At 57.3% G+C, this 450-nt stretch carries 1 rRNA gene; it reads left to right on the plus strand.

The window, feature by feature from the left end:
* A 16S ribosomal RNA gene (locus HH110_RS19115) occupies positions 1 to 450 on the plus strand; the annotation flags it as partial.

Here is a 450-nt window from a genome sequence, read left to right on the forward strand (position 1 = left end):
AGCAGTGGGGAATTGTTCGCAATGGGCGCAAGCCTGACGACGCAACGCCGCGTGGAGGATGAAGGTCTTCGGATTGTAAACTCCTGTCGAGTGGGAAGAACGATTCGGGGGTGAATACTCCCCGGAATTGACGGTACCGCTAAAGGAAGCCCCGGCTAACTCCGTGCCAGCAGCCGCGGTAATACGGGGGGGGCAAGCGTTGTTCGGAATTACTGGGCGTAAAGGGCGCGTAGGCGGCCAACTAAGTCAGACGTGAAATCCCCCGGCTCAACCTGGGAACTGCGTCTGATACTGGATGGCTTGAATCCGGGAGAGGGATGTAGAATTCCAGGTGTAGCGGTGAAATGCGTAGATATCTGGAGGAATACCGGTGGCGAAGGCGGCATCCTGGACCGACATTGACGCTGAGGCGCGAAAGCTAGGGGAGCAAACGGGATTAGATACCCCTGT

It is taken from the genome of Stenotrophomonas sp. SAM-B (assembly GCF_013387485.1).
GTDB classification, from domain to species: Bacteria; Pseudomonadota; Gammaproteobacteria; order Xanthomonadales; family Xanthomonadaceae; genus Stenotrophomonas; species Stenotrophomonas maltophilia_AA.